This window comes from Streptomyces sp. S6 (assembly GCF_054880855.1).
This window is the reverse complement of sequence record NZ_JBTYMC010000388.1, coordinates 1-5,507: the sequence shown is the minus strand read 5'-3', so window position 1 is coordinate 5,507 and position 5,507 is coordinate 1. Positions and strand designations below refer to the sequence as shown.

The window sequence follows — 5,507 nt, the reverse complement described above, 5'->3', positions numbered from 1 at the left end:
AGCTCTCCCTCCACGGCCCCTTCTGGGACTGGGTCTCCGGCCTCGACCTCAACACGCTGGGGTTCGTCGTCACGGGCATGTTCGTGGCGGCGTGGGCGATCGCGCTGCTGGTGATGGGCGACGCCAGTGCCTGCCGGACGCTCAAGGCGCCGGGCTACCTCGACGAGCGGGCGGCGCCCTTCGACGCGGAGATGGGGCAGGCGCTCGGCAAGGCGGACGTCACGGCGCTGGAGACCATGGACGTCGAGCTGGCCCGCCAGCTGATGGCGTCGGGGCGGGCGCCCTGGCAGGTGCTGGCGGGGGCCGGGAAGGATGCCGGGCTGAGTGGCGAGCTGCTGTACGAGGACGCGCCGTACGGGGTGGGGTACGTGGTCGCGACCTGGTCGTAGAGCGCCGGGAACTGGCCGGCGGGCGGCCCCGGGAGGCCGTCCGCCGAGGGCTGTCCCGGGCGCGGTCAGGACGCCGGGGGCGGGGAACTGGGCGGGGTCGTGCCGTCGTCCTTGTGGGCGAGCTTGTCCACCGCGCCCTTGGCCCTGTCGGTGCCGGAGTGGATCTTCTCGCTGTACTTGCCCTTGGTCCGCTCGTCGACCGCCTTGGCGGCCTTGTCGATGCCGTCCTGGATCTTGCCGCCGTGCTGCTGGGCGAGGTCGGAGACCTTGTCCTTGGCCGGGCCGAGCTTGGCCTTCAAGTTGTCCATGAGACCCATCGGGTCACCTTCCCTCGTGGTGCGTCACCTGCAACCGTCAGAACTTCGCAAAACGCCCATATCTGCTTCACACGGTACTCGCGCCCCTCCGATCCCGTCACCTCACCGGTTCGAGCGCGGCCCGCGAGGTTTGCGAGACTGGTGCCGTGAGCAGCGCACCCCTCGCCCCCCGAGTCATCGCCGTCGTCGGACCGACCGCGGCCGGAAAGTCCGATCTGGGTGTTTTTCTGGCCCAGCGGCTGGGCGGTGAGGTCGTCAACGCCGACTCCATGCAGCTCTATCGGGGAATGGACATCGGTACCGCCAAGCTAACGATCGAGGAGCGCGCGGAAGTTCCCCACCACCTCCTGGACATCTGGGACATCACCGAGACCGCCTCGGTCGCCGAGTACCAGCGCCTCGCCCGCGCGCGGATCGACGCCCTGCTCGCCGAGGGACGCTGGCCGATCCTCGTCGGCGGCTCCGGGCTGTACGTCCGCGGCGCCGTCGACAACCTGGAGTTCCCCGGCACCGACCCCGAGATCCGCGCCCGCCTGGAGGAGGAGCTGGCCCTGCACGGCCCTGGCGTCCTGCACGCGCGCCTGGCGGTCGCCGACCCCGACGCCGCGCGGGCGATCCTGCCGGGCAACGGCCGCCGGATCGTCCGGGCGCTCGAAGTGATCGAGATCACCGGCAAGCCCTTCACCGCCAACCTCCCGGGCCACGACTCGGTGTACGACACCGTCCAGATCGGCGTCGACGTCGCGCGCCCCGAACTCGACGAGCGCATCGCCCGCAGGGTCGACCGCATGTGGGAGGCGGGACTCGTCGACGAGGTGCGCGCACTGGAGGCGCAGGGGTTGCGTGACGGCCTCACGGCCTCGCGCGCGCTGGGCTACCAGCAGATCCTCTCCGCGCTCGCCGGGGAGTGCACCGACGACGAGGCGCGGGCCGCGACGGTCCGCGCCACCAAGCGCTTCGCGCGCCGTCAGGATTCGTGGTTCAGGCGCGATCCGCGGGTGCACTGGTTGAGTGGGGCCGCGGCGGACCGGGAGGAACTTCCGCGCCTCGCATCGGCGTTGGTCGAACGACCGGTCACAGCCTGATCACGTCATGGCATCGGGACGCCCAGGCCGTCATCCGGGCCTGTCGTGCCGTGCCATCATCGAGCTTCGATCGACCAAGTGGAGTCCGAGTTGGGAGGGCGCGTGGCGATGGAGGCCGGCCCTCGCGACACCGCACAAGGCACCGAGAACCGCCTGCCCGGGCAGGACGGACGGAAACCGGACGACGTTTTGCCGGACGCGGACGGCTCTCCCCGACTGGGCGGCATCCCGCGTCCGGGCGGACGCGAGAACAACGCCTTGGGACGGCCGGACAACGACCTCCCCCAGCCCGTGGGCGTCCCCGAGGAGCCCGTTCCCGGCTCCTCGGACGCCGACGGCGGTCTCACCTCCGACGGCCCCGACGAGACGGACGAGACACCCGACGGCGTCACGGACGACGGACCCGAGCCCGAGGAGATGTTCGCCTCCGGACCCGAGGTCGAGGTCGAACTGCGGCCCCAGCGGCGGCTGCGGATCTGGCAGCTCGCCCCGATCGTCGCCCTGGCCACCGTCGGTTCCCTGATGTTCGCCTTCCCGCTCGCCTTCGACTTCGGCGACAGCGGCGCCGTCGTCGCCATGCTCGGTCTGCTGATCTGCTCGTGCGCCGCGGGCTGGGGCATGACGGCCGCCCGCCGCGTCGGCCACGCGTGGCCGGGACTGCCCCCGAAGGGGTCCGGGCGCCGCCCCGACTGGCGGGTCGTCCTCGGGTACGTCGTGATGGTCGCCGCGGCCGTGGTCCTCGCCGTCTGGCGCGTCGCCCGGCTGCGCTGAGGCCCGCGCGCGGAGGCCTGTCGTCGTCACCCCGTGTGAGCGGCGCTGTCGTACCCACGCCGTACGATCGAGGAATGAGCACGCGGATCGCCTTCCTCAAGGGGCACGGGACCGAGAACGACTTCGTGATCGTCCCGGACCCGGAGAACACCCTGGACCTCCCGCCCGCCGCCGTGGCCGCCCTGTGCGACCGCCGCGCGGGCATCGGCGGTGACGGGCTGCTGCACGTCGTCCGGTCCGCGGAGCACCCCGAGGCGCGCGCGATGGCGGCCGAGGCGGAGTGGTTCATGGACTACCGCAACGGCGACGGCTCGGTGGCCGAGATGTGCGGCAACGGCGTGCGCGTGTTCGCGCGCTACCTCCAGCACGCCGGACACGTCGAGGAGGGTGACCTCGCGGTCGCCACGCGCGGGGGCGTCAAGCGCGTCCACATCGACAAACAGGGCGACGTCACGGTCGGCATGGGCCGCGCACGCCTCCCCGAGGGCGACGTCGAGGTGACCGTCGGCGAGCGCAGCTGGCCCGCGCGCAACGTCAACATGGGCAATCCGCACGCCGTCGCCTTCGTCGACGACCTGGCGCACGCGGGCAACCTGTTCGCCGCCCCGCCCGTCAGCCCCGCCTCCGCCTACCCGCAGGGCGTCAACGTCGAGTTCGTCGTCGACCGGGGCCCCCGGCACGTCGCCCTGAGGGTCCACGAACGAGGCTCCGGCGAGACCCGCTCCTGCGGCACGGGCGCATGCGCCGTCGCCGTCGCCACCGCGCGCAGGGACGGCGCCGACCCCGCCGTCACCGGCACACCCGTGACGTACACGGTGGACGTGCCCGGCGGACGCCTCGTCATCACCGAACGGACCGACGGCGAGATCGAGATGACCGGTCCCGCCGTGATCGTCGCCGAAGGAACGATCGAATCCGGGTGGCTGGAAGACGCCTCTCGCGGGCGCGCGTAGCGGCTTCACTTCGCAGGCAGGGGCGGCCCGTCACCGTACGGGACCGCCCCTTTCGCACGTCCGGGGGCTGGAAAGAACGATCCGCCTGAGCCACAGTGGCGCGAAACAGTCAATCACCGGAGTGTCGCTCGAATGGGTGATCCGTTTCACGCTCGGCGAGAGGCGGTCAGCCGCACATGGTGGGCTCGGTAGCATCAAGCACCGGCCCGGACGGGAGACCGAAACCAGTCCCCGAGCCGTGTCCGCCCTGGGGCACTCGTCCGCCGGTCCACGCAGCCGGAGGTGCCCATGAGTGCGGAGGCGACGAATCCCGCGACCCCAGGCCCGGTGGTGCCCGCCGTCCCCCGATGGCGCAGCCGCCCCCGAATCGACCTGCGCAGGCTGGGTCGTGCCGCCTTCCTGGGCCCGGCCGCCAGAGGCCGCCTGCCCGACGCGATCGGCCACGTCGTCGAGGCCCACCGCGCCCACCACCCCGAGGCCGACCTCGAACCGCTGCGCCGCGCGTACGTGCTCGCCGAGTCCTCGCACCGCGGCCAGATGCGCAAGAGCGGCGAGCCGTACATCACCCACCCCCTCGCGGTGACGCTGATCCTCGCCGAACTCGGCGCGGAGACCACGACATTGACGGCGTCCCTGCTCCACGACACCGTCGAGGACACCGATGTGACGCTCGACCAGGTGCGCGAGCAGTTCGGCGAGGAGGTCCGCTACCTCGTCGACGGCGTCACGAAGCTGGAGAAGGTCGACTACGGGGCCGCCGCCGAACCCGAGACGTTCCGCAAGATGCTCGTCGCCACCGGCAGCGACGTCCGCGTGATGTCGATCAAACTCGCCGACCGGCTGCACAACATGCGCACCCTCGGAGTGATGCGCCCCGAGAAACAGGCGCGCATCGCCAAGGTCACCCGGGACGTCCTCATCCCCCTCGCCGAACGCCTCGGCGTCCAGGCGCTCAAGACCGAGCTGGAGGACCTGGTCTTCGCGATCCTCCACCCCGAGGAGTACGCGGGCACGCGCGAGATGGTCGTCGGAAACGCGTCCCGCGCGGACGACCCGCTCGCCGAGATGGCCGAGAGCATGCGCGGGGTGCTGCGCGAGGCCGGCATCCAGGCCGAGATCCTCATCAGGCCACGGCACTTCGTCTCGGTGCACCGCGTCTCCCGCAAGCGCGGCAGCATGCGGGGCTCCGACTTCGGACGGCTCCTGGTGCTCGTCAACGAGGACGCCGACTGCTACGCCGTCCTGGGCGAGCTGCACACCTGCATGACGCCCGTCGTCTCGGAGTTCAAGGACTTCATCGCCGTCCCGAAGTTCAACCTCTACCAGTCGCTGCACACGGCCGTCGCGCGCGAGGACGGCCAGGTCGCCGAGGTGCTGATCCGCACGCACCAGATGCACAAGGTCGCCGAGGCCGGCGTCGTCGCCCTCGGCAACCCCTACGCGGCCTCGGCGGAGGAGCAGACGGCGAGCGACGAGCGCGTCGACCCGACCCGGCCCGGCTGGCTCTCCCGGCTCCTCGACTGGCAGGAGGCCGCGCCCGACCCGGACACCTTCTGGTCGACCCTGCGCGAGGACCTCGCCCAGGACCGCGAGATCACCGTGTTCCGCCCCGACGGCGGCACGCTCGGCCTGCCCGACGGGGCCACGTGCGTCGACGCCGCGTACGCGCAGTACGGCGAGGACGCCCACGCCTGCATCGGGGCCCGCGTGAACGGCCGTCTGGCGACCCTCAGCACCGCTCTGCGGGACGGGGACACCGTCCAGCTCCTGATGGGCCAGGACCCCGCCTCCGAGCCCTCCAGGGAGTGGCTGGAGCACGCCCACACCCCCGCCGCCCGGATCGCCATCCAGCGCTGGCTGTCCACACACCCCGCGGAGGGGCGGGGTGCCGCCCTGGAGAAGGCCGCCGAGGAGGACGCCGCGCCCGAGGCCGGGAACGCCGTCCGGGGGCGCTCCGGCCGTCGCGGTGCCGACGCGCCGCTGCCGCACCCG

Annotated in this window: 6 protein-coding genes; 5 read left to right on the top strand and 1 reads right to left on the bottom strand. The window is 72.2% G+C overall.

The window, feature by feature from the left end:
- On the top strand, positions 1-389 hold a 389-nt coding region (locus tag ACVNF4_RS31905), incomplete at its 5' end, for a class III extradiol ring-cleavage dioxygenase family protein (RefSeq protein WP_461806361.1).
- A gap of 65 nt (positions 390-454) precedes the next feature.
- On the opposite strand, the gene ACVNF4_RS31900 is transcribed toward ACVNF4_RS31905, so the two are convergent.
- Positions 455-706 carry an antitoxin gene (locus ACVNF4_RS31900; protein WP_461806360.1) on the bottom strand — a complete coding sequence of 84 codons (252 nt, stop codon included), beginning with the start codon at positions 704-706 and terminating at the stop codon, positions 455-457.
- A 146-nt stretch (positions 707-852) separates the two neighbouring features.
- Here ACVNF4_RS31900 and miaA point away from each other — a divergent pair, with 146 nt between their 5' ends.
- The 4 genes from miaA to ACVNF4_RS31880 form a co-directional block, all read left to right on the top strand.
- Positions 853-1,791 (top strand): tRNA (adenosine(37)-N6)-dimethylallyltransferase MiaA, encoded by a 939-nt coding sequence (gene miaA, locus ACVNF4_RS31895; RefSeq protein ID WP_461806359.1) that lies wholly within the window; start codon positions 853-855, stop codon positions 1,789-1,791.
- Between the two features lie 108 nt (positions 1,792-1,899).
- Positions 1,900-2,562 (top strand): hypothetical protein, encoded by a 663-nt coding sequence (locus ACVNF4_RS31890; protein WP_461806362.1) that lies wholly within the window; start codon positions 1,900-1,902, stop codon positions 2,560-2,562.
- 74 nt (positions 2,563-2,636) lie between these two features.
- Positions 2,637-3,515, top strand: coding sequence for a diaminopimelate epimerase (gene dapF, locus ACVNF4_RS31885; protein ID WP_461806358.1), 879 nt, complete (start codon positions 2,637-2,639; stop codon positions 3,513-3,515).
- Between the two features lie 288 nt (positions 3,516-3,803).
- Positions 3,804-5,507: RelA/SpoT family protein (locus tag ACVNF4_RS31880; RefSeq protein WP_461806357.1), on the top strand; the 1,704-nt coding region annotated here is incomplete at its 3' end.